General features: G+C 68.1%; 25 protein-coding genes. 14 read left to right on the forward strand and 11 right to left on the reverse strand.

The genetic code is table 11. From position 1 onward, the window contains the following. Positions 1 to 192 precede the first annotated feature (192 nt). Positions 193 to 2,268, reverse strand: a complete 2,076-nt coding sequence (locus L6Q21_RS17640; protein WP_237832071.1) for a S9 family peptidase — start codon at positions 2,266 to 2,268, stop codon at positions 193 to 195. A 52-nt stretch (positions 2,269 to 2,320) separates the two neighbouring features. Here L6Q21_RS17640 and L6Q21_RS17645 point away from each other — a divergent pair, with 52 nt between their 5' ends. From L6Q21_RS17645 to purT, 3 genes are all read left to right on the forward strand, one after another. After that, positions 2,321 to 3,496: an acyl-CoA dehydrogenase family protein gene (locus L6Q21_RS17645; RefSeq protein WP_237832072.1), complete on the forward strand. Its 1,176-nt coding sequence runs from the start codon at positions 2,321 to 2,323 to the stop codon at positions 3,494 to 3,496. Between the two features lie 89 nt (positions 3,497 to 3,585). Then, positions 3,586 to 3,981 (forward strand): RidA family protein, encoded by a 396-nt coding sequence (locus tag L6Q21_RS17650; RefSeq protein ID WP_237832073.1) that lies wholly within the window; start codon positions 3,586 to 3,588, stop codon positions 3,979 to 3,981. A gap of 269 nt (positions 3,982 to 4,250) precedes the next feature. Continuing rightward, complete coding sequence (gene purT, locus L6Q21_RS17655) at positions 4,251 to 5,420, forward strand: formate-dependent phosphoribosylglycinamide formyltransferase (RefSeq protein ID WP_237832074.1); 1,170 nt, start codon at positions 4,251 to 4,253, stop codon at positions 5,418 to 5,420. Here the strand turns inward: purT and L6Q21_RS17660 are convergent. Together L6Q21_RS17660 and L6Q21_RS17665 are read right to left on the reverse strand one after the other, a co-directional pair. Then, positions 5,408 to 5,815, reverse strand: coding sequence for a hypothetical protein (locus L6Q21_RS17660; protein ID WP_237832075.1), 408 nt, complete (start codon positions 5,813 to 5,815; stop codon positions 5,408 to 5,410). The genes purT and L6Q21_RS17660 overlap by 13 nt on opposite strands. Positions 5,816 to 5,892: 77 nt before the next feature. Beyond that, positions 5,893 to 6,711 (reverse strand): DUF815 domain-containing protein, encoded by an 819-nt coding sequence (locus tag L6Q21_RS17665; protein WP_237832076.1) that lies wholly within the window; start codon positions 6,709 to 6,711, stop codon positions 5,893 to 5,895. Between the two features lie 108 nt (positions 6,712 to 6,819). Between L6Q21_RS17665 and yajC the strand changes: the two genes are divergently transcribed. The 5 genes from yajC (at position 6,820) to L6Q21_RS18190 (ending at position 11,746) form a co-directional block, all read left to right on the forward strand. Then, positions 6,820 to 7,167: a preprotein translocase subunit YajC gene (gene yajC / locus L6Q21_RS17670; RefSeq protein ID WP_237832077.1), complete on the forward strand. Its 348-nt coding sequence runs from the start codon at positions 6,820 to 6,822 to the stop codon at positions 7,165 to 7,167. Between the two features lie 8 nt (positions 7,168 to 7,175). After that, on the forward strand, positions 7,176 to 8,768 hold the full coding sequence (gene secD, locus L6Q21_RS17675; RefSeq protein ID WP_237832078.1) for a protein translocase subunit SecD: 1,593 nt from the start codon (positions 7,176 to 7,178) through the stop codon (positions 8,766 to 8,768). Positions 8,769 to 8,778: 10 nt separating this feature from the next. Further along, positions 8,779 to 9,753, forward strand: coding sequence for a protein translocase subunit SecF (gene secF, locus L6Q21_RS17680; RefSeq protein ID WP_237832079.1), 975 nt, complete (start codon positions 8,779 to 8,781; stop codon positions 9,751 to 9,753). 7 nt (positions 9,754 to 9,760) lie between these two features. Then, entirely contained in the window at positions 9,761 to 10,114 is a 354-nt protein-coding gene (locus tag L6Q21_RS17685; RefSeq protein ID WP_237832080.1) for an Mth938-like domain-containing protein, read from the forward strand. An 87-nt stretch (positions 10,115 to 10,201) separates the two neighbouring features. After that, on the forward strand, positions 10,202 to 11,746 hold the full coding sequence (locus L6Q21_RS18190; protein ID WP_336246255.1) for a TerC family protein: 1,545 nt from the start codon (positions 10,202 to 10,204) through the stop codon (positions 11,744 to 11,746). A gap of 30 nt (positions 11,747 to 11,776) precedes the next feature. Here the strand turns inward: L6Q21_RS18190 and L6Q21_RS17700 are convergent, their stop codons facing one another. The 3 genes from L6Q21_RS17700 to L6Q21_RS17710 are packed head-to-tail and all read right to left on the reverse strand — an operon-like array spanning position 11,777 to position 14,954. Next, positions 11,777 to 12,739 (reverse strand): NAD(P)H-dependent flavin oxidoreductase, encoded by a 963-nt coding sequence (locus L6Q21_RS17700; protein WP_418895838.1) that lies wholly within the window; start codon positions 12,737 to 12,739, stop codon positions 11,777 to 11,779. Positions 12,740 to 12,744: 5 nt separating this feature from the next. After that, positions 12,745 to 13,956, reverse strand: coding sequence for an NAD(P)/FAD-dependent oxidoreductase (locus L6Q21_RS17705; RefSeq protein ID WP_237832082.1), 1,212 nt, complete (start codon positions 13,954 to 13,956; stop codon positions 12,745 to 12,747). Continuing rightward, entirely contained in the window at positions 13,953 to 14,954 is a 1,002-nt protein-coding gene (locus tag L6Q21_RS17710; RefSeq protein WP_237832083.1) for an isoaspartyl peptidase/L-asparaginase family protein, read from the reverse strand. The genes L6Q21_RS17705 and L6Q21_RS17710 overlap by 4 nt, the downstream gene beginning before the upstream one ends. Positions 14,955 to 15,121: 167 nt before the next feature. Between L6Q21_RS17710 and L6Q21_RS17715 the strand changes: the two genes are divergently transcribed. The 5 genes from L6Q21_RS17715 (at position 15,122) to L6Q21_RS17735 (ending at position 21,742) form a co-directional block, all read left to right on the forward strand. After that, complete coding sequence (locus tag L6Q21_RS17715; protein WP_237832084.1) at positions 15,122 to 16,183, forward strand: OmpA family protein; 1,062 nt, start codon at positions 15,122 to 15,124, stop codon at positions 16,181 to 16,183. 263 nt (positions 16,184 to 16,446) lie between these two features. Continuing rightward, positions 16,447 to 16,971, forward strand: a complete 525-nt coding sequence (locus L6Q21_RS17720) for a sigma-70 family RNA polymerase sigma factor (RefSeq protein WP_237832085.1) — start codon at positions 16,447 to 16,449, stop codon at positions 16,969 to 16,971. An 87-nt stretch (positions 16,972 to 17,058) separates the two neighbouring features. Next, positions 17,059 to 18,036 (forward strand): FecR family protein, encoded by a 978-nt coding sequence (locus L6Q21_RS17725; RefSeq protein ID WP_237832086.1) that lies wholly within the window; start codon positions 17,059 to 17,061, stop codon positions 18,034 to 18,036. Positions 18,037 to 18,190: 154 nt separating this feature from the next. Continuing rightward, positions 18,191 to 20,905 carry a TonB-dependent receptor gene (locus L6Q21_RS17730; protein ID WP_237832087.1) on the forward strand — a complete coding sequence of 905 codons (2,715 nt, stop codon included), beginning with the start codon at positions 18,191 to 18,193 and terminating at the stop codon, positions 20,903 to 20,905. Between the two features lie 72 nt (positions 20,906 to 20,977). After that, positions 20,978 to 21,742, forward strand: coding sequence for an energy transducer TonB family protein (locus tag L6Q21_RS17735; protein ID WP_237832088.1), 765 nt, complete (start codon positions 20,978 to 20,980; stop codon positions 21,740 to 21,742). 28 nt (positions 21,743 to 21,770) lie between these two features. Here the strand turns inward: L6Q21_RS17735 and L6Q21_RS17740 are convergent, their stop codons facing one another. From L6Q21_RS17740 to L6Q21_RS17760, 5 genes are all read right to left on the reverse strand, one after another. After that, positions 21,771 to 22,712 (reverse strand): FecR family protein, encoded by a 942-nt coding sequence (locus L6Q21_RS17740; RefSeq protein WP_237832089.1) that lies wholly within the window; start codon positions 22,710 to 22,712, stop codon positions 21,771 to 21,773. A 61-nt stretch (positions 22,713 to 22,773) separates the two neighbouring features. Then, positions 22,774 to 23,316, reverse strand: coding sequence for an RNA polymerase sigma factor (locus L6Q21_RS17745; RefSeq protein WP_237832090.1), 543 nt, complete (start codon positions 23,314 to 23,316; stop codon positions 22,774 to 22,776). Next, on the reverse strand, positions 23,313 to 24,062 hold the full coding sequence (locus L6Q21_RS17750; protein WP_237832091.1) for a TonB C-terminal domain-containing protein: 750 nt from the start codon (positions 24,060 to 24,062) through the stop codon (positions 23,313 to 23,315). The genes L6Q21_RS17745 and L6Q21_RS17750 overlap by 4 nt, the downstream gene beginning before the upstream one ends. 68 nt (positions 24,063 to 24,130) lie before the next feature. Continuing rightward, complete coding sequence (locus L6Q21_RS17755; protein WP_237832092.1) at positions 24,131 to 24,778, reverse strand: energy transducer TonB family protein; 648 nt, start codon at positions 24,776 to 24,778, stop codon at positions 24,131 to 24,133. A gap of 8 nt (positions 24,779 to 24,786) precedes the next feature. After that, positions 24,787 to 25,077 (reverse strand): hypothetical protein, encoded by a 291-nt coding sequence (locus L6Q21_RS17760; RefSeq protein ID WP_237832093.1) that lies wholly within the window; start codon positions 25,075 to 25,077, stop codon positions 24,787 to 24,789. Here L6Q21_RS17760 and L6Q21_RS17765 point away from each other — a divergent pair. Further along, entirely contained in the window at positions 25,076 to 25,924 is an 849-nt protein-coding gene (locus L6Q21_RS17765) for an AraC family transcriptional regulator (protein ID WP_237832094.1), read from the forward strand. The two genes, L6Q21_RS17760 and L6Q21_RS17765, sit on opposite strands and share 2 nt — an antisense overlap. Positions 25,925 to 26,437 lie beyond the last annotated feature (513 nt).

Below are 26,437 nucleotides of genomic sequence, written 5' to 3' on the forward strand. Positions count from 1 at the left end.
GTGGGTGCGCCAATGCCCGCTTGTTTCGGGTGGAGGCTAGACACCGCATGTCCGTCTCCCCGGGCTTGACCCGGGGTCCAGCTTTTCTGCGGGCGCGGCGTGCGAAGAAGAAAGCTGGACCCCGGGTCAAGCCCGGGGAGACGGGGGGATCAGTTGTAATGGCTGGCCACGAACCGGAAGCCGGCCGCCAGCTTATTTCGCCTTGCGCTGGTTGAACCAGTCGATCGGCGCCAGGATAGATTGCAGCCACTGGCTCGGGCGGCCCATGCCATGGCCGGCGCCGGGCAGGCGGATCATCTCCGCTTCCACCCCGCGCAGCTTCAGCGCGCCGAACATCTGCTCGGTCTGGCTGATGGGGGTGCGATAGTCGTTTTCCCCGGTGATGAGCAGCGTCGGCGTCTTGATCTCGCCCGACAGGCTGAAGGGGGAGCGCTGGAAATAGAGGTCCGGCTTGTCCCAGGGGGTGGCGCCCATCCAGTGCTTCATGAAGAAGGCGGTGCCGTCCGACGTCGTCACCTGGTCGGTCCAGTCCACGACCGGGCGCAGCGCGACCGCGGCGCGGAACTTGTCCGGCTCCTTGCCGATGGCCCAGAGCGTCAGCACGCCGCCGCCCGAGCCGCCGCCGATGAAAAGGTTCTTCGCATCGGCATAGGGGCGGGCGGCCAGCGCGTCGACCATGGTCATCAGGTCGTCATGGTCCTGCCCGGGGTAGGCGTTGGTGATGAGGTTGGCGAATTCCCGCCCATAGCCGATCGAGCCGCGCGGGTTGGTGTAGAGGACCAGATAGCCGGCCGCCGCATAGAGGCTGTGCGTCACCGAGAAGAAGGGGCCGTAATCGGTGTTGGGCCCACCGTGGATATCGAGGATGATCGGGTAGCGGCGCGCCGGGTTGAAGTCGGGCGGATAGGCGATCCAGCCCTGCACGCGCCGGCCGTCCGCGCGCGAGGCGACGGTGATTTCCGCGATCCGCGCCGGCTTGCGGGCGGCGGCCCACTGGGCGTTGAAATCCAGCCCGTCCGTCTCGGCCGCGCCTTTCGAGACGCCGAGGCCGGTCGGCCGGTCGGTGAAGGCCGTCGTCCAGGCGCAGGTGCCGCCGGCGCAATCCGCCTGGCCGCTGGCGGAGGGCAGATAGAGGCGGGTGCCGCCGACCGAGGGGATCATCACCCGGGTGGCGCCGCTCGCCGCGTCGATGCGGGCGAGGCGTTGCGTGCCCTCGTCATGGTAGAGGATGTGGAGCGAGCGGCCGTCGTCGTCCCAGCCGAAGCCGGCGATGGGGCGGTCCAGCGCCTTCGAGAGGTGGTTGATCGGGCTGCCGGGGGCGATTCCGGTCGTCCACAATTCGGGCATGTCGTAGAATTCGCCCGAGGCTTCCGCGCCGACGAAGGCGACGCTGCGCCCGTCCGGCGAGACCTGCGGCGCCGTCTCGCTGCCCGGGCGGGAGGTGAGGCGGGTGGGCGGCTTGGGCTGGCCGCCGGCCGCCACATGCGCGTCGTAGAGGTAGAGGTCCACCTCGCGCGGGCCGTTGATGGGATCGGCGGTGAAGGCGCCGACGATGGCGCGGCCGTCCCGCGTCCAGTCGAGGCCGCCATTGTCGTTGATCCGGTCGGTGTCGCCGCTGGTCAACTGGCTGACGGCGCCCGTCGCCGCGTCGGCGACGAACAGGTGGGTGGCGCCGGGCTTGATCTCACCCGCGCCGTCGGCGCGCCAGAACAGGTCCGAGACGATCTTCGCGTCCGCCGCCGCTTCCACCCCCATGCCGGTCGGCTTCTCGGGCATGCCGGGGATGCTGGCGGGCTTCGCCTCCACCCGCCCGGCGAAGGCGATGCGCTTCCCGTCCGGCGACCAGACCGGGCCGACCGGCGAAAGATTGCCGCTGGTGAGCGGCTTGCCCACCGCTTCCGCCAGCGCCATCACATGCAGCTGCGGCTTGCCCAGATATTGCGCGACATAGACGATGCGGCTGCCGTCGGGCGAGAAGCGCGCCTGCCGGGGGGAGACGTCGCGGCCGACGAGCAGGCGCCTGTCGATGATCTTGCCGGCGGCGTCGACATGCGCCAGCCACAGTTCGGAGGCGCGGCGATCCGTCCCGCGGTCGAAGGCGCCGCGCGTGAAGAGGATGCGGCTTCCGTCCGGCGAGACGACCGGCTGCGTCACCATCTGCAGGTCGTAGATGTCGGCGGGCTGGAACGGTTTCGCTTCTTGCGCGACGACTTGCGTGGCGATGGGCAGGCTGCTTGCGGCCAGAAGCGCCGCTATCAGGATTTTCATCAGTTTATCCCCTCTTTCCGCCCTTGCTAGCGTGGAGGGAAGGGAGAGTTCAATGCGGCTTTTCGAAAAGTGGCGGGCGAAGAGCCCATATTATGACGCGAGCCATGAAGCGGTGGCGCAAAGCGTCCGCAGATTCGTGGAGACGGAGATCGCGCCCCATATCGACCGATGGGAGCGCGAAGGGGAATTGCCGCGCGAACTGCACCGCAAGGCCGCCGCCGCCGGAATATTGGGGCTGGGCTATCCCGAGGCCTATGGCGGCTGCAGCGAAGGCTTCGACATCTTCCATTCGCTCGTCCAGTCGGAGGAGCTGGCGGCGCCGGGGGCCGGCGGCCTCATCGCCAGCCTGATGACGCACGGCATCGGCCTGCCGCCGATATTGGCGATGGGGTCCGAGGCGATGAGAGAGCGGGTCGCCTGCGAAGTGCTTTCGGGCGAGAAGATCATCTCTTTGTGCATCACCGAGCCGGGCGCCGGTTCCGACGTGGCGCAACTGAAGACCCGCGCCGAAAGGAAGGGCGCGCATTATCGGGTGAACGGCTCGAAGATGTTCATCACCTCGGCCATGCGCGCCGATTACCTCACCGTCGCCGTGCGCACCGGCGGGCCGGGCATGGGCGGAATCTCGCTGCTGCTGGTGGAGGCGGACCGCCCCGGCGTTTCCCGCACCCGGCTGGAGAAGATGGGCTGGCACTGCTCCGACACCGCCGCCCTCTATTTCGAGGATGTGGAAGTGCCGGCGGAAAATCTGATCGGCCCGGAGAATGGCGGCTTTCCCGGCATCATGCGCAACTTCAATTCCGAGCGGCTGGGGATGGCGCATGGCTGCATGGCGATGTCGCGCGTGGCGCTGCAGGAGGCGGTCGACTGGGCGCTGCAGCGCGAGACCTTCGGCAAGCCGCTGATCGGGCACCAGTCGATCCGCATCAAGCTCGCCGATCTCGTCCGCCAGATCGAGGCGACGCAGGCGTGGGTCGATCTGCTGGCGCTGCAGCATCGCGAAGGCATCGGCGAGCCCGCCAGCTACGCCATGCTGAAGGTGCAGGCGACGCGCACCCTGGAGAATGTCGCCCGCGAGGCCGCGCAGGTGCTGGGGGGCGCCAGCTACCTGCGGGGCAGCAAGGTGGAGCGGATTTACCGCGAGGTGCGGGTGAACGCGATCGGCGGCGGATCGGAGGAGATATTGCTGGACCTCGCCGGGCGGCAGTTGTTCGGCGGGCGGCGGTAGCGGGTGGGCAGGTCTGCCACACAGGCTGTGTATAGGAACTCCAGCCGCGCGCGGTTCCTGAAAGATTTTCCAGAAAGGTTGACGCCATCATGAAACGCAATCCCGTCTTTCCCGCCGACCGCCACGCCCTTTACGAGGCGCATGGCTATTCCGCTGCCATCGCCTCGGGCGATCTTCTGTTCGTTTCCGGCCAGGTGGGAAGCCGCGCCGACGGCTCGCCGGAGCCGGACTTCGCCGGACAGGTCCGGCTGGCGTTCGCCAATCTGAAAGCGACGCTGGCCGCCGGAGGATGCACTTTCGACGACATCGTCGACGTGACGACTTTTCACACCGATCCCGAAAAGCAGTTCGAGACGATCATGGCGGTGAAAGGCGAGATGTTCCCGCAGCCGCCTTATCCGAACTGGACCGCGATCGGCGTCAACTGGCTCGCCGGTTTCGATTTCGAGATCAAGGTGATCGCCCGGATTCCAGATGAAAGCTGACCCATTGTCTCTGGCTAGGGGAAGCTGGTCGGTTTGAATCACAATAGCGGATCCGTCGGCCCGGGTTTGACCCGGGGTCCAGCTTCTTGCCTACGGCGGCCGGAAAGCTGGGCCCCAGGTCAAACCCGGGGCGACGTGTTCGGAGTGAAATGGGTTGGGGTCGAAATGGGTTGGGCGGGGCCCCGCCGGGGCCGAACCTGTTGCCGCGGGTGATTGACCCTTGCCGGCGCAACGGGCATCGCCCGCGGCAGCCAGCAAGGGAGACGAACATGCAGCCGACGGCGAAGATCCTGCTTCTGGGCTCGGGCGAACTGGGCCGGGAATTCGCGATCTCGGCGAAGCGGCTGGGGGCCGAGGTGATCGCCTGCGACAGCTACGCCGGCGCGCCGGCGATGCAGGTGGCGGACGGCTTCGAGGTGTTTTCGATGCTGGACGGCGAGGCGCTGAAGGCGGCGATCGCGAAGCACGCGCCCGATCTGGTCGTGCCGGAGGTGGAGGCGATCCGCACCGAGGTGCTGGCCGAGGTGGAGCGTGAAGGGGTGACGGTGGTGCCCTCGGCGCGGGCGACGGTGATGACGATGAACCGCGACCGAATCCGCGAACTGGCCGCCGTGGAGCTTGGCCTGCGCACCTCGCGCTATCGCTACGCCGAGAGTTTGGAGGAGGTGCGCGAAGGCGCGGCGCACGCGGGTTTCCCCTGCGTGGTGAAGCCGGTGATGTCGTCGTCCGGCAAGGGCCAGTCGACTGTGAGGGATGCCGATGGGCTGGAGACCGCCTGGGACTATGCGGTGGCCAATATGCGCGGCGACCGCAGGCGGGTGATCGTCGAGGAGTTCATCGATTTCGACTATGAGATCACGCTGCTGACGATCAGCTCGAAGCGCGGAATCAGCTTCTGCCCGCCGATCGGCCACCGGCAGGAACGGGGGGATTATCAGGAAAGCTGGCAGCCCACGCCCATGTCGGAGGCGGCGCTGCGCGAGGCCGAGGCGATGGCGGCGAAGGTGGTGCGCAACCTCGGCGGCCATGGCCTGTTCGGCGTGGAATTCTTCGTGCGCGGCGGCGAGGTGATCTTCTCGGAACTGTCGCCGCGGCCGCACGACACGGGCATGGTGACGTTGATTTCTCAGGATTTTTCCGAGTTCGACCTGCACGCCCGCGCGGTGCTGGGCCTGCCGGTGCCGGATGTGCGGCAATTGGGGCCGTCGGCGTCGGCGGTGATCCTGGCCGACCGGGAGGCGACGGATTTCCGCGTCGAAGGCCTGGAGGACGCCCTGGCGACCAGCGGAGGGGTGGTCGACCTCAGGGTCTTCGGCAAGCCTTCGACGCGGCCCTGGCGGCGGATGGGTGTCGCGCTGGCGCTGGCCGGAACAACGGACGAGGCGCGCGCGCTGGCCAAGGCGGCCGCCGACAGAATCGTGATCCGCTACCAGGGATAAAGCGGTGCCGGCACGGCGCGCACCGCTGCCTGCCAGAGGCGGCCGCGGTCGGTGACGGGTAGCATTTCCTCCAGCAGGCGCTGGGCGGCGGCCTCGTCGCCGTCGGCGGCTTCGGCCAGCAGGTCGAGCAAGGTCGCCTCGTCCGGCGAGACCTGCGCGGCGCAGGGCGGATAGGCGGTGAAGGCGTCGGGCCAGGCCGTCACCACCGTTTCCATCAGCGTGCAGAAAGCCCCCGTGTGGCCGGCCAGAAGCGAGATCAGCACCGGGCGGGGGTTGCGCTGGTGGCGGGCGAGCATGATCCACATGCGCGCCGCCTTCAGCCGCAACCGCGCCTCTTCTGGGAGGGCGGAGACCGGAGGGGCCATGAAGTTCAGCGTGGTGAGGCCGGCGCGCATTGCAAGCTCCTGCGAATGAGTCGCAGAAAAGTTATTGCGAAGAACTCGCAGGAGCAAGCGTTAATTCGCCGCGGTCTTCAAGAAGCTTGGCCGGCGGCTCGGCGGGCGAGCAATTCGTTGCGGTAATGCCAGGCGGTGCGGCCCGAGCGACCGCCACGGGCAAGGGCGAAGGCGATGGCGTCGGCCTCGTCCAGCGGCAGCCCTTCGGGTTCAAGATGGCGGCGGACCATTTCCAGCCAGGTGGGCTGGTCCGGCACGTGGAAGCCCAGCACCAGCCCGAAGCGGTCGACGAGGGCGAGCTGGTCGTCGGCCGAGTCGCGGGCGTGCCGGCTGTCGGCCGGCGGGCGTTCCACCAGATGCCGGTGGTTGGAGGTGACGGCGAGGCGGACATTGGCCGGGCGCTCGGCGATGCCGCCGTCCAGCAGCGAGCGCAGCGCCCGCACATCGCGGTCGGCGGAGTCGAAGGCGAGGTCGTCCACGAACAGCAGGAAGGGGCGCGGCACCGCCGCCAGCCGCTCGAAGAGGGCGGGGAGGGTGGCGAGCGCGTCGCCGCCGGCTTCCACCAGCGCCACGCCCTGTTCCACCGCGATCGAGCGCAGCAGCGCCGACTTGCCCATCCCGCGCGAGCCCCAGAGCATCATGTCGTGGGAAGGCGCGCCCTTCGCCAGCGCGCCGATATTCTGCCGGAGCGCCGCCACCTGCGCTTCGGCTCCGGCGAAACGCTCGACCGGGAAGGCGTGCGGGTTGGCGACCGCGTGAAGCCGCGCGCCGTCCCAGCGGAAGGCGGGGCCTTGCCCGGAATCGATCTCGGCGCGGGCGGGCGGGGCGAGCCGCTCCAGGCTGTCGGCTATGCGCCGCAGGGTTGCGGCAATTTCTTCGCTCAGGGCCTGATTCATGGCTTGTCCCTAGCGCCGGCCTTCCCATTTGAAAAACGCATTGCGCCCGTGTAAGCGCGGCGGCTTGAACAAATGCTCGCTTTCAGGGCCTGAACGGACGGACCAAAGATGTTTTCTTCACCTGCCTATGCCCAGGCCGCCGGCGGCGCGCCGGGCGGAACCGAGGCCTTTCTGATCCAGATCGTGCCGCTGATCCTGCTGTTCGTGATCTTCTGGTTCCTGATCATCCGCCCGCAGCAGCAGAAGCTGAAATCGCACCGCGCCATGGTGGACGCGGTGAAGAAGGGTGACGATGTGGTCACCGGCGGCGGCCTCGTCGGCAAGGTGACGAAGGTGACCGACGGCGAAGTCGAGGTGGAGCTGGCGCCCAATGTGAAGGTGCGCGCCGTCAAGGGGACGCTGAGCGCCGTCACCCCGCGCGGGACGCCCGCCGCCGCCAACGACGCAAAGGCCTGAGCCCTTTTATGCTGGATTTCCCGCCCTGGAAGATATGGGCCATTGCGCTGACGGTGCTGGCCGGAATCGTCTTCAGCGCTCCGAACTTCCTCAGCGAGCAGCAGGCGGCCTCGCTTCCCGGCTGGGTGCCTTCGAAGCAGCTTAACCTCGGCCTCGACCTGAGGGGCGGGAGCCATATCCTGCTGGAAGCCGACGCGGCCGATGTGCGCAAGGCGCGCATCGAGACGCTGGAGGAAATCGTCCGCACCGAGCTTCGGCAGGCGGACGGCGGCCCCATCCCCTTCCTCGACCTGTCGACGCGGGGCGGGGAGATCAGCTTCACGCTGCGCAACCCCGGCGACATCGACCGGGCGGTGGAAACCATGCGCGGCGTCTCGCGGCCCGTGGGGCAGTTGTCCGCGCAGCGCGACCTCGACGTTTCGGTGATGGACGGCAACCGCGTGGTGGTGCGGCCGACCGAAGCGGGAATCGCCGCCGAGGTGGACGCGGCCATGGGGCAGGCGGTGGAAGTGATCCGCCGCCGGATCGACGAGATGGGCACGCGCGAGCCGACCATCGTGCGCCAGGGCGCCACGCGGATCGTGGTGCAGGTGCCAGGCCTGCAGAACCCGGACGCGCTGAAGGCGCTTCTGGGCAAGACCGCGAAGCTGGAGTTCCGCCTGGTCGACACCGAGGCGGACCCGCAGCAGGCGGCCGCCGGCCGCGCCCCTCCGGGCAGCCAGATCCTGCCCAACGCCGATGGCGGCGTGCTGGTGGTGAAGCGCCGGGCGCTGATCACCGGCGACCAGCTGATCGACAGCCAGCCGACCTTCCAGGACGGCATGGCGGTGGTCTCCTTCCGCTTCGATTCCGTCGGCGGCAAGCGCTTCGCGCGCGCCACGCAGGAGAATGTCGGCAAGCCTTTCGCCATCGTGCTCGACGGGCAGGTGATTTCCGCGCCGCGGATCAACGAGCCGATCCTAGGCGGCTCGGGCATTATCAGCGGCAATTTCACCACCGCCAGCGCCAATGAGCTGGCGATCCTGCTGCGCTCGGGCAAGCTGCCGGTCGCCATGAAGGTGATCGAGGAGCGGACCGTCGGGCCCGACCTGGGCGCCGACTCGATTCGCGCCGGCGCCATCGCCTCGGTGCTGGCGACGGTGCTGGTCGCCATCTTCATGGTGATGACCTATGGCCGCTTCGGTCTCTACTCGGTCGTCGCGCTGGTGCTGAACGCCGTGCTGATCTTCGGCTTCATGTCGATGATCGGCGCCACGCTCACCTTGCCTGGAATCGCCGGCTTCGTGCTGACGATCGGGGCGGCGGTCGACGCCAACGTCCTTATCAACGAGCGGATCCGCGAGGAGTTGCGAAAAGGCCGCCCCATCATTCCGGCGGTCGAGACGGGCTATACCGAAGCCTCGCGCACCATCTTCGACGCCAATGTCACCAATGTGATCGCCGCCGCCATCATGTTCTGGCTCGGCTCCGGCCCGATCAAGGGCTTCGCCATCGTGCTGATGATCGGCATCGTCACCTCGGTGTTCACCGCCGTCACCGTCACCCGTCTGCTTGTCTCGCTGTGGCTGCGCCGGCAGCGCCCGCAGACGCTCGTGCTTTGAGGAACCTCCCATGCGATTGCTGAAACTGGTTCCCGACAACACCAACTTCCCCTTCCTCAGGTGGCGCAACACCGCCGTCTGGCTTTCGGTTCTGCTGATCCTCGCCTCGATCGCCCTGGTGGCGATTCGCGGGCTGAACTTCGGTGTCGATTTCGCCGGCGGGCTGATGATGGAAGTTCGGTTCGAGCAGCCGGTGGAGCTGGACGAACTGCGCCAGACGGTGAATTCCGCCGACGCGGGCGAGGGCAGCCTGCAGGCCTTCGGCGACCCGCGCACGGTTTCCGTGCGGCTGCCGCTGCCCGAAGGCGACGATGCCGCCGTGCAGAAGGTGGTGGCGCAGGTGCAGGACACCATCCGCAAGGGCCATCCGGACGCGGAATTCCGCCGCGTCGAGACCGTCTCCGGCAAGGTTTCGGGCGAGCTGGTGCGCGACGGGGCGATCGCCATGGTGCTGGCGATGGTCGGCATCTCCATCTACATCTGGTTCCGCTTCGAATGGCAGTTCGGGGTCGGCGCGCTGTTCGCGCTGGTGCACGACGTGGCGCTGACTCTGGGCTTCTTCGCGCTGACGCAGCTGGAGTTCGACCTGAACATCGTCGCCGCCGTGCTGACGATCATCGGCTATTCGCTGAACGACACCATCGTCATCTACGACCGAATACGCGAGAATCTGCGAAAATACCGCAAGATGGAAATCGCCGACATATTGAACCTGTCGATCAACGAGACGCTGTCGCGCACCATCGTCACCTCGGTCTCGATGATGATCGCGCTGGGCACGCTGGTGGTGCTGGGCGGCTCGGTGCTGTTCGGCTTCTCGGTGGCGATGCTGCTGGGGATCGTGATCGGCACCTATTCCTCCATCTTCGTGGCGGCGCCGCTGCTGATGTGGATGGGCGTGGGGCCGCACAGCTTCATCCCCAACGACCAGGGGCCGGAAGCGCGGCTGAAGGCCAAGGCGGACGCCCAGCGCGGGCAGGTCTGAGCCGCGGATGAGCGGCGTCCGCCTGGAACCGGGCGCCAGCCGCATCGCGGGCCGGGCCGCCGGCGGCTGGGTGGTGGGCAACCGCCTCTACCAGCCGGCGCTCTGGGTGACGGCGGGGCTGGCGGGCTCCCTGCCGGGCCTGACCTTCCCCGATCTGGACGCCGGACGGCTGCCCGATCCGGGCGCCATCGAACTGCTGCTGCTGGGAACCGGGGAACGGCTGCTGCAGCCCGCACGCGCTTTCGTGGAAGGCGCGCGCCTGCGGGGCTGGCGGGTGGAGGCGATGGACAGCGCCGCAGCCGCGCGGACCTTCAACGTGCTGGTGGCGGAAGAGCGGCTGGTGGGGGCGCTGATCCTGTAGCGCGCCCGATTCCGGCGCCAGTCCGATATTGCCTGTTCGTAATATTGCTACTACGCCGTGTTGGTTCGCTGCGCGACAGGGAGGCACATGGAAGGCTTGCTGGAACCGTCAATATTGGCGGGTCTGTTCACCCTCATCATCCTGGAGGTGGTGCTGGGGATCGACAATCTCGTGTTCATCGCCATCCTGGCGGACAAGCTTCCACCGCATCAGCGCGACCGGGCACGGATCCTGGGCCTTTCGCTGGCGCTCATCATGCGGCTGGGGCTCTTGGCCTCCATCGCCTGGATTATCGGGCTGACGGCGCCGGTGTTCGAGCTGGGCGGGCAGAGTTTCTCCTGGCGCGACATCATTCTGATCGGCGGCGGCTTCTTCCTGCTGCTGAAGGCCACGAAGGAAATGCACGAGCGGCTGGAGGGCGACGTCCATCATGGCGGCGGGGATGGGGTGGCCCATGCCAGCTTCGGGATCGTGATCGCCCAGATCATCGCGCTGGACGCGGTCTTCTCGCTCGACAGCATCATCACCGCCGTCGGCATGGTGGACGAGCTCTGGGTGATGATGGCGGCCGTCGTCATCTCCATGTCGATCATGATCGTCGCCTCCAAGCCGCTGACGGCCTTCGTCGGGCGGCACCCCACCGTCATCATCCTCTGCCTGTCGTTCCTGCTGCTGATCGGCGCCAGTCTGATCGCCGAGGGCTTCGGCTTCAAATTCCCCAAAGGCTATCTCTACGCCGCCATGGGCTTCTCGATCGCCATCGAGACCTTCAACCAGCTGGCGCTGCGCAACCGCCGGAAGGCGCTGTCGCGCGGGCCGATGCGCCAGCGCGCCGCGGACAGCATCTACCGCCTGCTGTCGCCGGCCAATCGCGATCCGGGTTCGCCCGTGGAAGCGGATCTGGCCGGCGAATCGGCCGAGCCCACCTTCCAGCGGAGCGAGCAGGACATGATCCGGGGGGTGATCGAACTGGCGGACCGGCCGGTGCGCGCCATCATGACGGCGCGCGCCGATCTCTTCTGGCTGGACCTCGACGACCCGCGCGAGCAACTGGTGGAACGCCTGCTGGAAACCGGCCGCACGCGGGCGCTGCTGGCGCGCGGCGGGCTGGACCGGGTGGAAGGGGTGGTGGAAACCCGCGCCGCGCTGCAGCTTCTGATGAAGGGCGGCGCCGACCTCGCCGGTATCGCCACCCGGCCGCTGATCGTGCCCGACAGCATCACCGCCCTGAGGCTGACCGACGTGATGCGCGAGACCGGCGAGCGCTTCGCCATCGTCATCGACCAGGACGGCAACATCGACGGCGTCGTCACTTCCACCGACGTCTTCGCGGCCATCGCCGGCGATCTGGCGGAGGACGAGGATGAAGACGCGCTGGAACGGATCGACGCCCACAGCGTCGACGCGCCGGCGCATATCGGGCTGGACGAGCTGGCGGAGGAGCTGGGCCGCCCGCTGTCGGGAGACGGCCGCTATACCTCGCTGGCCGGCTATCTGCTGTTCGAATGGGGCCGCCTGCCAGCCGTGGGGGAAAGAATCGAGCGCGGCGGCCTGACCTTCGAGATATTGTCCGCCAGCGCCAGCCGGCTGGAGCGGGTGCGAATCCGCAGCGCCGAGCCGCTGCCGGTCTGATCTTTCCCCGCTTGACCCTTCACGGCTCGGTCAGGCCGCGAAGGGGGCGCTCTGCTCCAGCAGCCGGGCGCGGGCGGCTGCATATTCCCGCTTCAGCCGGGCGACCAGTTCGGCGGCCGGCAGCACTTCCTTCACGGCCCCGATGCCCTGGCCCGAGCCCCAGATGTCGCGCCAGGCCTTGGCGTCGGTGTTGCCGCCGGAACCGAAGTTCATCGTTTTATAGTCGCCCTTGGGCAGATTGTCGGGGTCGAGGCCGGCCGCGACGATCGAGGGGCGCAGATAATTGCCGGAGACGCCGGTGAAGAGGTCGGAATAGACGATATCGGACGCGGTGCCGTCGACGATCGCCTGCTTGTAATGCGCGTCGGCCCGGGCTTCCTCGGTGGCGATGAAGGCCGAGCCCATATAGCCGAAGTCGGCACCGGCCGCCTCGGCCGCCAGAATGGCGGCCCCGGTGCCGATGGCGCCCGAAAGCACCAGCGGCCCGTCGAACCACTCGCGGATTTCCGAGACCAGCGCGAAGGGCGACAGCGTGCCGGCGTGGCCGCCGGCGCCGGCGGCGACGGCGATGATGCCGTCGGCGCCCTTTTCGATCGCCTTCTTCGCGAAGCGGTTGTTGATCACATCGTGGAGGACGATGCCACCATAGCTGTGGACGGCGGCGTTCACATCCTCGCGCGCGCCGAGCGAGGTGATGACGACCGGCACCTTGTATTTCACCACCAGTTCCAGGTCGGCCATCAGCCGGTCCGTCGACTTGTGGACGATGAGGTTGGCGGCATAGGGCGCATCCGCCTCGGTCAGTTCGGTGGAGAGGCGCTGCAGCCATTCCTCCAGTTGCGGCAGCGGCCGGGCGTTCAGGCTGGGAAAGCTGCCGACCACCCCGGCGCGGCATTGGGCGATCACCAGGTCCGGATTGGAAATGATGAACAGCGGCGAGCCGATGAGCGGCAGCTTCAGGCGCGACTTCAGCTTCGCGGTGATCGGATGCATTCCCATTATCCTTCCATCTGCTTCAGCGGCACGGCGCCGTCGGCGAGAAGCGTCGGCGCGATGCGCGCGCCGCGCTCCACCAGCGCCTTGCCCTGAACATAGTCCCGGGGGGCGTTGATGCAGTCGAGCGCTATCACCGCGCCACCCCTCAGATAGACGAGGGACCAGCTTCCCGTTGCCGGATCGCCGCGCACCACGGTCTCGTCATGGCCGGCGGAGAGGCCCACCGTCTGCAGCTTCAGATCATATTGGTTCGACCAGAACCAGGGGCAGGCCTCGTAAGGCTTCGCCGTGTCGCCGTGCACGATATGGGCGGCGGCGGCCTTCGCCATGTCCACCGCATTCTGCACCGATTCCAGCCGGATGAGGGCGTTGCCGGCGTAGCGGTTGCGGTGCGTGGCGCAGTCGCCCACGGCGTAGATGCCCGGCAGGCCGGTGCGGCCGTGGCCGTCCACTTCCAGCGCGTCCAGCCCGAGCGGGGCGATGGAGGGGATGAGGCCGATTCCGACGATGGCGAGATCGGCCGGCAGTTCGCGCCCGTCCGTCAGGCGCACGCCGGTGATTCGGGTTTCGCCCAGCAGGCAGTCCACCTGCGCGTCCAGCAGGATTTCCACGCCATGGGCTTCGTGCGCGGCCAGATAATAGTCGGAGACCGGCGCTGCGGCCACCCGCGCCAGCAGGCGTGGCTGTGCTTCCACCAGCGTCACCGACTTGCCCTGCTTGCGCAGCACGGCGGCCGCTTCCAGCCCGACATAGCCGCCGCCGATCACCACCACGCGGTTGGCGACATGCAGGTCGGCGCGGAGATTGTCGTCGTCCTGGCGGGTGCGGATCACATGCACGCCGCCAAGTTCGGCGCCGCCGCAGGAAAGCCGCCGGGCATGGCCGCCGGCCGCCCAGACCAGCTTGTCGAAGCGGAAGCGGCGGCCGTCCTCGGCGGTGGCGACGCCGTCCTTCACTTCGGTGATGCGGGTGTGGGTCAGGATGTCCACCTGCCGTTCGGCCCAGAAGGCCGGCGGGCGCAGCAGCAGCCGCTCGGGCGGGCGCTCGCCGGAGAGATATTCCTTGGAGAGCGGCGGCCGTTCATAGGGAAGGTCGGCTTCTTCGCCGACGATGGTGATCCGCCCTTCGAACCCTTCCTGCCGAAGCGAGATGGCGGTTTGCGCCCCGGCCTGGCCGGCGCCGACGATCAGGATGTCCGTTTCGATTTCAGTCATTCGTCACCATAGACCTTGATTTCATGCAGCCCCGAGCCGCTGGCGCGACCCCGGTACATGCCCGCGGAGTTGAAGGCAAAAAGCGGCTCGCCTTTCGGGGGCAGCAGGATCACGCCGCCGTCTCCGCCCATAGCCTTCACCTCGGCCAGAACCTCGTCGGCGGCCTGCTGCAGGGGCTGGCCGCCGAAGCGGCTGCGGTCGCAAATCTGCGAGGCGACGCGGGCGCGGATGAACATCTCGCCGCTGCCGGTCGCCGAAAGCGCGAGGCAGCGGTTGTCGGCGAGCGTGCCGGCGCCGATCACCGGCGCGTCGCCGACGCGGCCGGGGCTCTTGCCGGTGAGCCCGCCGGTGGAGGTGCCGGCGGCCAGATTGCCGTTCACGTCCCGGGCGACAGCCCCCACCGTGCCCATCCGCAGTTCGGCGGGCAGGGAAAGGGAAGCGCCCTGGTTCCGCTGGCGCAAGTCCTGCAATTGCTTCAGCCGGCGCTCGGTCACGAAATGGCTGTTGGGCACCTGAGTCAACTGGTGGGTGCGGGCATAGGCGTCCGTCGCCGGGCCGGCGAGGAAGACATGCGGCCCCTTGTCCATCAGCGTGCGGGCAAGGGCGATCGGGCTGAGCGTGGTGGTGACGCCGGTGACGGCGCCTGCGCCCTGGCTGGCGCCATCCATGATGGCGGCATCCAGTTCCACCGTCCCCGCCGAGGTGAGGACCGCGCCGATGCCGGCGTTGAACCAGGGCGAGGTTTCGAGGCGGCTGACGGCCGCCACCACCGCGTCGGTGGACGAGCCGCCGGATTTCAGGATCTGCGCGCCCGCGTCCAGCGCTTCGGCCAGCGCCGCGCGAATGGCCTTGTCATCCTCGGCGGAAATCCCCGTGCGGGAAATGACGCCGGCGCCGCCGTGGATGGCGATCGCCCACTCCGCGCCCATGGGACCGGCGGCGAAAGAGGGGGAGGCGGCCGCGAGTGCCGCGGCGACGAACAAGGCCCTGCTGTGCATCCCATGCCCATAGCGGGCCGGCAAGGGGACCGCAAAGAGCCGATCATTCGCCAAATTGCAGCTTTGTTCCAAGACAGTTTTCTTTCCAATCTGTTGCCGTGGCAAGATGATGGACAGAGGCTTTGCAATGAGGCAGTCTCCAGGTCTCCAACAGGGAAGGAAATTCCATGGCCAATCTATTCGACACGATTCTTTCCAGTCTTCCGGCCAACACAGGGGACGCATTGGGTGCCGCTTTCGGGGACAGCCCCGATGCCAGCTTCAAGGGGCTTTCGGCCATCCTTCCCCTGCTTCTCTCCAGCTTCGCGGGCAAGGCGGCTTCCGGCGGCGATCTCGGCGGGCTCCTGTCCAGCATCACCGGCGCGCTGTCGCAGGGCAATCCGCTCGACAATCCGGCCGCGCTTCTGAGCGGCGGCGCCCCCGCCACCGGTCTCGGGGCTCTGGCCTCGCAGCTGCTGGGGTCCAATCTCGGCCCGGTCTCCTCGACCGTGGCGCAACTGTTCGGCCTGAAGGGCAGCACGGTGAACTCGCTGCTGACGCTGGCCGGGCCGCTGCTGGCCGGCGGCATCGGCAAGGTTCTGGGCCCCACGCCGACGGTCGCCGGGGTGCGCAACCTGCTGCTTTCCGAAAAGGACAGCTACGCCGCCGCCTTGCCGCCGGAGCTGCGGCGCCTGATCGGCCCGGCGCCGGCCGCCGCCACCCCGCATGTGGTGGAAGAGGAAAAGGCCGGTTCCGGCTGGTGGAAATGGCTTCTGCTCGGCCTCGGCCTGCTTGGCCTCCTCTGGTGGCTTTTCGGCCGCGGCACCAAGGAAGAGGTGGTCACGCCTGAGCCGGTCGCCGTCGAGGCGGCGCCGATCGAACCGGTCGCGGCGCCGACGGGCGCAGGGGTGGTGACCGAGGACCGGGCCGGCCGTCCGGCGCTGGTCGTGTTCTTCGACGTCGGCAGGAGCGACGTGACGAACGATCTCGCCCCGGCTTCCTCCACGGTGAAATCCTATGTGGACAGCCACCCGGATGCCCGCATCTCGGTTTCCGGCTTCAACGACCCGACCGGCGACGCCGCGGCCAATGAGGCGCTTTCCAAGAGCCGCGCCGAGCAGGTGAAGGCGGCGCTCGTCGCGGCCGGTTTCGCGGCGGATCGGATCGACCTCGATAAGCCGGCCGCCTCGACCGACACTTCGGACAGCTATGCCGCTGCCCGTCGCGTGGAAGTGACCATCAAGGAATAACAGTCCCCGACCGGGTTCTGGAAACCAGGCCCTCGATCGGGCCGGAAGAGGGGCCGGGCACCATGGGTGCCCGGCCCTTTTCCTTTCACGCCTCTCCTCGAATTCCGCCGCCACGCCCGCGACCGCCGGCCGACAGGCGAGGGGTTCGGGCTTGCCTGCGTGGCGCCGATCGCCTACGCAATTCTGATAATGCGTCGCAACAAGCATCTGCTGCCGGATAGCTGTGGGTTGCTGCGGCGCATGCGCGCTGGGGATGGCGGCCGATGAAGCCCGACCATCCCGCGATGCGCGCCTTCATGGGCCACAGGGCCATGTTGACGGACTATGCCGCGAAGGTGACCGGCGACCGCGCCGTGGCGGACGACATCATCCAGCAGGCCTGGATCGCCCTTGCCGAGAGCGACGACCGGCCGCAGATTCGCGAGCCGCTCGGCTATCTGCGCACGATGGTGCGCAACCTCGCCATAGACCATCTGCGGCGCAAGGCGCGCGAGGGGCGGCTGGCGGGGGCGGACATGGAAACGGCGACCCGCACCGTCGCCGACGCCGGCGCTTCCCCGGAGATGGCGCTGGCGGGCCGCCGCGATCTCGCCTGCGTGATGGGGGTGCTGCAGCAATTGCCGGAACGCCAGAGGCTGGCGGTGGAGCTCTATTGCTTCGGCGGGCACAAGCTGCGGGAGGTGGCGCTGCGCCTTGGAATATCGGTGTCGCTGGTGCACCTGCTGGTGTCCGAGGGGCTCGCGGCCTGCGCCGGGCGCTGCGGTCTCGACAGGGGGCGGCGCCGGTGAGAGGAGCCGTCTTGAAAAAACCCCGCGCCCGCGCGTCTCACGCATATGAGGTCTTCGCGCTTCCCTTTTCGCCGACAGGGGCTGCCCATGGACGCTGATACGCCAACGAACGGGCGCGATGTGCATCTGCAGGCGTCGGACTGGCTGATCCGCCTGCGCGAAGCGCCGGGCGACGCGGCGTTGCAGGAGAGGTTCGAGGCCTGGCTGGACGAGGATCCGCTGCATGTGCAGGCCTGGGCTTCGGTTTCGGACCTGTTCGAGTTCATGCAGGAGGCGCGGCCCGCTGTTTCAACCGCCTGGCCGGCTCCTCCGCGCACGCGGCCCCGGCGGAAATGGCTTGGGATTCCGGGCCGTCGTGGGCGCGCGCCATTGCTGGCTGGCATGGCCGCCGCGCTGCTGGCCATCTGGCTCGCGCCCGGCGCCATGCTCCACCTGCGTTCGGATCATGTGACGCAAGCCGGGGAGACGGCGGCGTTCAGCCTTCCGGACGGCAGCAGCGTTCGGATCGGGCCCAAAAGCGCCATCGCCATCGACCATGGCAAGGGCGGGCGCACGGTGCGCCTGCTGGCCGGGCAGGCCTGGTTCGATGTCCGCCACGATCCGGCGGCGCCTTTCCGTGTGGAAGCCGGCACGGTGCGGACAACAGTGCTGGGCACCAGCTTCGACGTCCGGCGGGTGGGCGCCTCGACCTATGTGTCCGTTGCGCGGGGGCGCGTCCGGGTGGAGGAGAAGGACGACGCCTTCGCCGCGCGGGAGCTGGGGGCCGGCCAATGGCTGCGGATCGACCCCGGCGATCCGATGCAGGCCGGGGTGGAGAATCCGGCGCTGCTGGGCGGCTGGCGCGACGGAAGCCTGATCGTGCGGGACAGGCCGATCGCCGACGTGATCGAGGAACTGCGCCCCTGGTATGGCGGGCGAATCCTGCTGCTGTCGCCCGATCTTGGCCGGAGGCGGGTCGATGGGGTCTATGATGCGCGCGATCCGGCGCGGGCGCTGGCGGCGCTGGCCGAGCAGACCGGCGCACGGCTCCACCGGCTGACGCCCTGGCTGATCGTCATCGCCTGATTTGCCGCTTTTTTCCGTTGGATAGCGGCCTGTAGCGGGCACGCACGAAAAAAATCCTGAAAAACACGCCGCCCGGCTCGTCTCACTCGGGTCAAGCAAAAGATGCTGCTAATTCGCAATAGCATCTTTATGGAGCCATGAAGGGATGTCGTCGATGCGCCGGGAAAGCAGTATCTATGGTCGAACGCGGGCGGTCGTCGCCGGTGCGCTGCTGGGAACCGCCATGCTGACGGCGGCGGGAGTCGCGGCCCCCGCCGCCGCCCAGGATGCTGGGGCCCGTGCGTTCGACATCCCGGCGCAGCCGCTCCGCGACGCCATCGTGCTGTTCAGCCGCCAGTCGGGGCTTCAGCTGACGGCGGAGGGCGGGCTGACCGCCGGGCGCATGTCGTCGGCGGTGAAGGGCGAGCAGCCGCCGGCGGAAGCGCTCGGCCGGCTGCTGGCGGGCACGGGGCTGACGTGGCGCTGGCTGGACGGCGGCAGCGTGGTGCTGCAGCCCGCGCCCGACGCCTCGGACGGCAGCGTGCAGCTCGACACCTTGCGGGTGGAAGGCGCGGGCGCCGCCGCCGGGATCGTCCGGGCCGGAACGGGGGAGGGCGGAGACCCCGACCCCTTCGCCATCTTCCGCGACCCGCGCCCGGTCGTCACCGTGAACCGGCAGAGGCTGGACAGAATCCCGCAGACCTCGCCCGCCGACATGTTCAACGGCCTGACCGGCGTGCAGATGGGCAACGCCAGCCTCTCCTCCAGCTTCGATCCGAATGTGCGCGGCCTTCAGGGCCATGGGCGGGTGAAGGTGCTGCTGGATGGAACCGACACCAGCCAGGCCAGCCGCGTCACCTATGCCGGCAACCGCACGCACAATTATGTCGATCCCGACTTCGTGGCCGGAATCGATGTGGAAAAGGGGCCGGGGCTGGAAAGCGGCGGCCTGGGCGGGACGATTTCGATGCGGACCTTCAACGCCGCCGACATCATCACCGACGACAGCCGCCAGTGGGGCGTGCGCGTGCGCGGCACGCTGGGGGACAACAGCGGAACCAGCAATGAGACATCCCGGTGCCAATATGTGCGCACCTTCGACAACGGCGACCCCAGCCGCACCACCTTGCTGAACAATCTCAACAGCACCACGGCCGAGCGCTGCAAATCCGGCGCCGTGATCGAGGTGCCCGCCTCAAGGTGGAATCCCGCCTACAGCGACACCTATGGCTTCATTCCCTTCCGGGCCGATGCGGATGTGCCGTCGGTCAACGCTTCGGGCAGCCTCATCGCCGCCTACCGTCCGTCCGACGGTTTCGATGTGGTGGCCGGCTATTCGAAGCGCCAGTCGGGCAATTACAGCGCTGGGCGCAACGGGGTGGTGGACCGCGACTATCCCTCGAACGGCGGTTTCTACCACGACGGCTCGGCGAAGGACAGTTTCTCCTACTGGCAGCCCGGCCAGGAGATCTACGGCACCTTCACCGACAGCCAGAGCGTGCTCGCTAAGGCGCGCGCCGCCTTCGGGGACCACAGCCTGCTGGCGAAGTTCAACCATTTCGAAAGCCGCTATGTCCAGCACGCCAACACCGGCGCGCAGGTCGCCCCCGGCGTGCTGGATTTCTTCCCGCCCGCCAGCCGCACCCAGCAGCAGCGCTACGGCCTCGACTACGCCTGGCAGCCGGACAATGACTGGATCGGCCTCAGGGCGGACCTCTGGAAGGCCGACACGCGGGAGAAGCTCTATCTGGGGGAATTCGCCGCCAGCGAGACGCCGCAGAATGTGAAGACGAAGAGCTTCGGTTTCGGCCTGAGCAACACGAGCTATATCCCCCTGTTCACCCGCCAGCTCACCTTGAAGATCGGCGGCCAGTACAAGCAGGAAAGCCTGGAGAGCGACACCGAGGTGAACGGGCTGGAAACCCGGCTCTACGGGCTGTTCCTGTCGGGAAGCCTTCCGGTCGTGGAGTGGATCACGCTGGATGGCGGCCTGCGCTACGACCATTACAAGGCGACGCTCGATCCCGAGCAAAGCTATCGCTTCGCCGAGGACAACAGCGACGGCGGCACCAGCTTCCACGCCGGCATCACCCTGCAGCCGGCCGAGCCGCTGCAGTTCTTCGTCCGCCACGCGGAGGGCTGGCGGGCGCCGAGCGCGCGGGAAAACACGCTGAACAACTGCAACGGCGGCGCGGAACCCTATCAGACGCGGCCGAACGGCCCCATCTATTACCGCTGCGTGCAGGGGCTGATGAAGCCCGAGCGCTCGCGCAGCTTCGAATTCGGAACCAATCTGATGTTCGAGAACCTGCTGGAACGAGGCGACCGGCTGGGAATCCGACTGAGCCGCTTCAACAACAATATCCGGGACTATATCTTCGGCTCCGGCACCAGCGTGCTGCCGCTGATGAACATCGAGCGGGCCATTTTCGTCGGCTATGAAGTCTCGGTCTCCTATGACGCCGGCTGGGTGTTCGCCGATTACGGCTATACCAACAACGACCGCGTGGAGTTCTGCGGCACCACCTACCCGACCAGCACCCTGCCGCCCGCAGGCTGCGTCGGCGCCGGTGGCTGGGGCGATCTCTTCTCGCAATATGTGCCGGCGACGCACCGGCACAACGGCACGCTCGGTGTGCGGCTGCTCGACCGCAAGCTGACCGTCGGCGGCAATGCGACCCTGGTGCGCGGCACCGGCTGGGATTTCGACGGCATGCGCCGCTACGAAGTCTATGACCTGTTCGCCAGCTACGAACATGGGCCGCTGACCTTCGGGCTGAGCGCCGAGAATATCGGCGACCGCTATTATTTCGAAGCCGGGACCGGCGCCGCCTGGCCGCTCCCGGCGCCCGGCCGCATGGTGCGCGGCACGCTCACCTTCCATTACTGATCCCCGGATGGGCGGCCGGGCGGAAACGGGGATGCGATGCGGCAGATGTTGAGGGCAGCCCCGGCGCCGGAGATGCAGCCCGCGAGGACGGCGACGGGCGAAGCGCCGCCCGCCGTGGCGGAGTTCCAGCCCTACACCCCCGGCACCGGCTACAGCGGCCAGCCGCTCGACTGGCGCATCCGGCTGAAAGGGGCGGGCGGAACCGCGCTGATCCTGGCGCTGTTCCTGGGCGGCGGCTTGCTGACATGGCGGGTGGCGCATCCGCCCGTCGAGCCGGCGCCGTCGCCGCTGGTGGTGGAATTGCTGGCGCCTTCCTCTCCGCCCGAACCGGCGCAGGAGGTGCCGGAAGGCCCGCAGCAGGTGGAGCGGGAGCAGCGCCGGCCGGAGGTGCAGGACGAGCCGCCGCCCGAAATCCGGCCGCCCACGCGCGCCGAGAGCGCCACCCCGCTGCCGCAGGCCGCGCGGCCTTCGGAAACCGCCGAGGCGGTGCCGGAGACCACCGCCCCCGCTGCCATCCACGCGCAGCCGGCCGCCCGGCTGTCGAGCGACGCCGAAGCGACATGGGAGGCCCGGCTGCTGGCGCATCTGGGCAAATATCGCCGCTATCCGGGCGCCGCGCGCGCCCGGCGCGAGGAGGGCGTGGCCTATGTCCGCTTTCGGATGAACCGGCAGGGGCAATTGCTGTCCGTGGAGATCGCGCGCTCGTCGGGCTCCCCGCTGCTGGATCGGGCGGCGCTCGACACCGTCCGCCGCGCCCAGCCGTTTCCACCCATCCCGGACGACAGGCCGGATACGCTGGAACTGTCGGTGCCGATCGAATTCTTCGTCCGCCGCTGAGGGCGGCATGGCGCCGCGATCCGGGCCCTCAGCTCATCAGCACGACACCGCCGGCCAGATGGCGGACCCTGAGGTTCAGCAGTTGCTGCATCTGCGCCACGGCGTCGTCGATGCGGTCGGTGTGGAACACCGCGTTCACCGGCAGGGTGCCGGTCGAGGCGTTGGTAAGGACGATCCGCCCCGGTCGATAGAGATTGAGCTGTTCCACCACCTCGGACAGCGGGGCGCCCTCGAACACCAGAAGCCCATGCCGCCAGGCAGTCGCCTTATGGGCGTCGATCCGGTTGTGGCGGACGCTGCCGTCCGTCATCAGCGTCATCTGCTCGTTGGCGCGGAGCGTGACCGGCGCGTCGCCGCCCCGGCATTCCACTTCGCCGCCGACGCAGGCGATGCGCACCCCGTCCGCCATCGTCTGCACATTGAACTGCGCCGTGCTGGCGGCCGCCCGCAGGCGTCCGGCCACCACCCGGAAGGGCCGGTGCAGGTCGGCGGCGTTGACGAAGGCCTCGCCCGTCACCAGGTCGATGCCCCGGTCGCCGTCGATCAGCGACAGCGCCGTGCGGGAGTTCATCTCCACCTTGACTCCGGCAGCGGGCGCGAAGGCGAAGCGCTCGCCCACCGCCGTGCGGTGATCGGCCGTCAGTTCCGCATAGGTGGGCCAGAGGCCGAACGGAGGCCGGGTGGCCCCGATCATCGCCACGGCGAGCGCCGCGGTGGCGCCGCCGGCGAGCACCGCGCGGCGGCTGACGGCGGGCGGCTTGCGGCTGCGGCTGGCCACTTGCGCGAAGCTGCGCACGCCGGCCACTTCGCGGAACGCGGCTTCATGCGCCGGGCTGGTCGTGCGCCACTGTTCCAGCCGCGCGGCATCCTCCCGGGTCGCTTCTCCAGACGTCAGGCACACCAGCCAGTCCGCCGCCTCGACCAGCAAGGCGTCGTCGATATCGTCCTGACGAATCTGACGATTCGTCATGCGCGCAGCCTGTCCATGTCGGGGAAACGCACCGGCATCGGCATCCTCAATACAGCCCTTTCTATCTGGTAGACACGCGAGCGGCTCGCTCTGCGAAAGGATTTTTTCGCCGCGAGCGGCGCGCGCAGTGCAGAATGGCGTTGCGCAGGTCGATCTGGATCATCCGGACGCTGACTCCATAATGCTCCGCCAGTTCCCTGTGGCCCATCGTTCCCGAGAAGCTTTCGAGGAATATATGGCGCTGGCGCGGCGTCAGTTCCTCCAGCACTTTCCAGACATGGGCGAGTTCGCTTCTGGCGATCGCCACCCGCTCCGGGCCGGGGGCGTCGTCGGCGACCTTCAAGATATCCTCTATGTCCCGGTCGCCCAGCGCCCGGCGCTGCCGGGCGTTGAGGGTGGAGGCCATGTTGATCGCCGCGCGGTAGAGATAGGCGTCCTGGTCGGCGACCGGTGCTTCGTCGTGCACGTCGTTCAGCTTCAGCCAGGTCTCGTGCAGCGCCTCGCCCGCCAGTTCCTGCGAGCCGAGGCGCGCCGCCAGCCGGTCGCGCAGCTGCGTGTAGCGGGCGACGAGCGACGCCTTCAGGTCGGCGCGGGTTGCGCTCATCGGCGGAGCCCCGGACCATTTTGCCCCGGACCATTCTGCAAGGCGCCACCGCGCGCCGGCCGGTCGCTGAGGCTGTCCGCTTCCACCTCGAAGCGCATCGTCTCCACCAGCCCGTCGGGCGGCGGCAGGCTGATGGTCTGGCCCAGCAGAAGCGTCCGAACCCGCTCGTCCCAGTCCGGCTCGGCACTCGGGCGGAGGAAGGCGAGGCCGCCGATCCGCCCGTCCGGCTCGACGGTGACGGCGATCTCGATCCGGAACCTCCGGCCTTCATAGGCGCCGTCCTGCTTCAGCCGCTCGAAGATCTCCCTTTGCACCCGCAGCGCATAATGGCTGAACAGGCTGCGGTCCGGCTTGCCGACCAGGCGGGGCGCCCGCACCTCCGCCATGTCGAGGCGAAGCGCCGGCCTGCCTTCGGCCTTGCCCGCGGTCGGCGGCGGTGCCGGGCTGCCGTCCTTCGCGAAAATGATCGCGGAGGCCGGGCCTGTGAAACGCGCCGTCAGCCCCGTTCCCTCCAGCAGCTGCCGCAGGGCGACCGGCGCGGGCAGCACGCCCTCCACTGCGGCGGAACGGCGGTTGCCGGCGAGGCTTTGCGGGTAGATGATGTTCACGCCGCTCAGCCGCGCGAACCTCGCCAGCGCCGCCGCGACGGGCTGGGAGGGAATGCTGTAATGCCGCTCGCCATCGTCCACCGCCGGTGGCGAGGCTGCGGGCTGCGCGCCGGCAGTCGCCGGTGGGAGAAGCAGCATCGCCGTGACGACAGCAAGCCAGGGGTTGCCCCGGCAAGCGCTGCTGGAAGAAATCCGCGCAACCGCCTTCATCCCAGCCGGAAGCTGACAGGCAGGATGATGTCGAGCTGGCCGGGCCAGCTTTGCGGGAAAGGTGGAAGCGGCTGCGCGCGCAGGACCGCGGCGACGGCTTCGCGGTCTATGTCGGCGACTCCGGAGCTTTCCCCCACCCAGGCCTTCAGCACCTTGCCGTCGTGCGTCATCTCGAAATGCAGCATGACGACTCCTTCGCGTCCGCCCTCGCGTGCGGAAGCCGGATAGAGGCGGTAGCGGGCCAGATGCGATTCCAGGCGCTGCCTGTAGGCCAGCACTTCGGCGCTTGGCAGTTCGGCCATGGCGCGCGAATCGGCGCGGGTCTCCGCGGCCAGACGCGGCAACCGGGATTCGGGGCCGGCGGCGGCGCTGCTGACAGGCTGCCGATCGCCTTCGCCGCCCCTGTCCACCGGCGGTGCCCGTTGTGGAATCGGCTCCATGGCCTCCTGGTCGCGGGCGGCCTGGCGCTCGCTTGCCATGTCTTCTCGGTCGAGCGGGATCAGCTCCACCACCAGCACCGAGCCTTCGTTGCCGCCCAGAGGGTCTTTGAGAGGCGTGCCCTCCTTCCACGCCGTCAGCAGCGCGAGGCCCGCCGCGAGGTGCAGGGAGAGCGACAGGAATCCGCCCAGGAACCGCTCTGGCAACAGCCGCCTCATCGCGCTGGAGTCACCCCTTTGTCATCAAAATGCTCCGCCCGTAAGCGGCGTTTGGCGCGTTTTTGATGACAGTTTCCGCGATGCGGCGATGTGGCCGGAAAAGGGCGCGGCAAAAAAAACGCCGGAAGCGAAAAAGTCGTTTCGTTCGATTTCGCGGCGCTGGTCTTCAGTTCGAGGACCATGACGATGCAACGCATATCGGCCACCACGATCCAGTCCCCGGGCGCCGGCTGCCCGCCGGCCGCGCTTGCCGCGGCCCGCTCGCTTGCGCCGTCGCCGCAGGCCATGTCGGAGCGCACGGCGATCCTGCGCCAGCGCTTCAGGATCGGCCGGATGGACTTCGATTACCGCGCCTTTCCCCGGCAGCGCGCCGTCGCGCTGACGTCCGGGGATACTATGATCCATGTCGTCCTGCCCATCGCCGGCTCGATGCTCGTGCCGGACGGCAGCGGGGGCAATGGCAGGCTCGGCGCCGGTTCGGCGCTCCTGCTCGCGGCGGGCAGCCGCACCACCTGCATATGGGCCGCCGGCTCCCGCGCGCTCATGCTGCACATTCCACGCGCCGCCGTTCAGGCGGAGGCTTCGCGTGCCACGGGCGAACCCCGCAGACTGGCGGCGATCGACCATGTTTTCGGCTGGTCGGCCGCACAGGCCGGAACCGCCTTGCCAAGGCCGGCGGCGGTCAGCCGGCTGGAATATTCCGGGCTCGACGACATCCTGCTGGAACGGCGAACGCTGGCCGACCTCGTGTCCACGCTGCTGGAAGAGCCGATGGCGGCGACGCTGTTCCCGGTCGCCCGATCGGTCCAGCGCGCGGTCGAGCAGATTCGCGCCAATCCGCAGCATGGCTGGTCGGCCCATGACCTGGTTCCGGTGGCAGGAGTCACGGTCGGCACGCTGCGCCGCAATTTCCGCACCTGCCTCGGCGTCACCATCACCCAGCATGTCCAGCAGATCCGCCTGGAATGGGTGCGCCTGCGGCTGGAGAGCCAGACGGAGAGCCGGTCGATCAGCGACCTGTCGCTCGCGGCGGGCTTCGGGGCTTCCGGGATGCTGAACCGGGCTTATCAGCGCCATTTCGGTGAGACGCCCAGCCAGACAAGGGCGCGCGCCTTTCGATCCCGGCGCGGCTAGATATCCCTCCTGAACAGGAGGGGGCGAATAATATATGGCGTCATGATAATTCATCATGGCGTATATTTTGCTGTTCCAAAATATAGATTCATTATTTTTGGCCATAAATTCCAGTAATTGTATTTATTGTGCGACAACATGTCTGCCATATCTCATTCCTATGTGTAATACAACTTACATACTAACCTTACGAAGTGAAACGAAACGCGCCTCCGGTCTGCTTTGGTCTTGAGAACCCCCGCGCCATGTCCCTAAGGGCACTGCGTCAACAGGGCGTTGCATGGCGGCACAGATCATCGCCGCGCCCGCATTTTTTTGACGAAGGCGACGGTGCGGCCGCCGGCTGCGCTGCCGCTTTCGGCAAGGGGGTATGATTTTGAGATTCGCGAGAAATCAGTGGCGGGTCGCGCCAGCCCATATGGTTCTGGCGCTTGCGCTGGCCGGCTTTGCCTCGCCAGTTTTATCCCAGGAGTCTGTATCGACGTTTGAGATACGAGCGTTTCAGGTACGTGG

This window comes from Sandaracinobacteroides sayramensis, from assembly GCF_022014495.1.
Classification (GTDB): Bacteria; Pseudomonadota; Alphaproteobacteria; order Sphingomonadales; family Sphingomonadaceae; genus Sandaracinobacteroides; species Sandaracinobacteroides sayramense.